This window comes from Escherichia sp. WS33 (assembly GCF_046486385.1).
Lineage (GTDB): Bacteria > Pseudomonadota > Gammaproteobacteria > Enterobacterales > Enterobacteriaceae > ECMA0423.
The window spans coordinates 1-1,870 of the sequence record NZ_JBJQLJ010000079.1 but is presented as its reverse complement, the minus strand read 5'-3'; the positions used below and the strand labels follow the sequence as shown (position 1 = coordinate 1,870).

Annotated in this window: 1 protein-coding gene; it reads right to left on the bottom strand. The window is 64.5% G+C overall.

Annotated features, from left to right (window positions below; all coding sequences use genetic code 11):
* On the bottom strand, positions 1-1,870 hold a 1,870-nt coding region (locus ACJHXA_RS23780), incomplete at both ends, for a DUF6531 domain-containing protein (protein ID WP_283512383.1).

Sequence of the window (1,870 nt, the reverse complement as noted above, 5' to 3'; positions counted from 1 at the left end):
TGGTAACGTTGCGTCCGGCCGTCAAAACCGCGCTGTTCAGTCAGCCTGTCCACCGGGTCATACCGGAACGTGGACTGGCTGCCGTTCTCGTTGGTCAGCACGGTGATGCGCCCGGCAGCGTCATACCCCATGCTGCGCGTAAGACCGCCTTCCGTCACACTCACCGGACGCCCGCGTTTATCATATGCGATGGTGCTGCGTTTACCGTCCGGTGATATCGTTGCTGTCAGGTCGCCTGCGGCGCTGTACTCATAACGGATTTCACGCCCCTGCGCATCCTTCTGACTGACCAGTTGCCCACGCGGGTTATAACTGCTGTAAGTGCTGATGCCTTCCTCCCGGTGAACGGCGATTTGTTGACCGTACCGGTCGTACTCATACCGCGTCGTGTACCCCGAGCAGTCCGTGAAGGCCAGCAGTTGACCGTAACGGCTCCATGCCATCTGTTTTGTACTGCCCGTCGCGTCCTGTATCCCTGTCGGCAGCTCACTCGCCGGGTCATCATAGCTGTACCGCGTTGTCTCACCGCTGCGTGAGGTCTCCGCCGCCAGCCTTCCCTTCTCATCATACTCCCGGCTGCTGCGAAGCCCGTCCGGGTACGTCACCGACGTCACCTGCCGCTGGCTGTTATAGCCATACCGTACCGTCCTGCCGTCCGGCCCCGTCACCGCCGTCACCGCACCCGACGCCATATGCAGGCTGTACTCCGTCCGCCGCCCCGCCGCATCCGTCTGTGCCTTCAGCCTCCCCGCCTCATCATACTCGCTGCGGGTGATGCTGCCGTCCGCATGCTCCTTCTTCACCACACGCTTCAGGCCGCCTTCGCCCTCCGTGTACAGCACCTCCCGCCGGTTCAGGCTGTCCGTGATGGTCACACGGTCCTGCCCGTACTCAAAGCGATAGTCCAGCCCCTCCGGGTTGACCTGCTCCGTCACCCGCCCGGTATCATCATACCGGTAGCGGCTCTCCGGCCTCCCCGCATAATGGTGTGCCACCATCCGCCCGGCGTGCTCCGCATCATAAGTAAACCCGCGAACCTGCGTCCCGCTGCGGTCATACACCGCCCGCAGTTCTCCGCTGGCCGTGTACGTGTAGCGCGCCAGCGGCGCAGTCGGCTGTTCATCCGGGTATGCCGGGTCGTGTGTCAGCCACACCGCCTCCAGCCGGATACCGTTATCGGCACCGTATTCTGTACCGGCGGGCAGCGTGTCGGGGAAAGCAGAAGAAGAGGAAGCAGAACGGGGACCGGCAGGGGAAGATAAAGACGTGGCGCGCTGTTTACGGAAGGCTTCCGCCCGCTGCGCCTGTGTGGTCAGCACCAGGTGAAAACAGCGGCCCGCGCCGTCCGTCACCCCCGTCACCGCGCCCGCCACGTCACCCTCCGCCGCCCGGTGGAAAGTCAGCGTCCGCCCGAAGCCGTCCACCACGCCCGTCAGCACCCGGTATGCGGGCGGCTCCGGCGGCAGCACCTCGTCCGCCCCCGGCACCCGCTCCGGCCAGCTGAGTATCCACCACGGCCCCTGAAGGCTGTTTGTCGCCAGGTACACATGCGGACTCAGGCGAACATCTTCCGGCAGCACCTGCCAGAGTGCGCTTAGCGGCTGCGAACTGTGCTGCTCCGCCACCCCGCCCCGCGCCAGCCAGAGTGACTCGCTGCGGCTGTAGCTTATCTCGCCGGGAAACAGCGGCTCAAAGTGAATGCTCCTGCCGCCGTTGTCGTTGAGTATCAGGCCTTCATCGCGTATCTGTAAGCGGATATCGAAGGGCGCTTTCCAGCCGGGACCAAACACCCCCACCGGCGCGGGTGTTCTGGTCCGGTAGCTGCTGTAGGCGCGGGAAAGAATAAACGGCAGCGGGCCGGGCAGCGCAA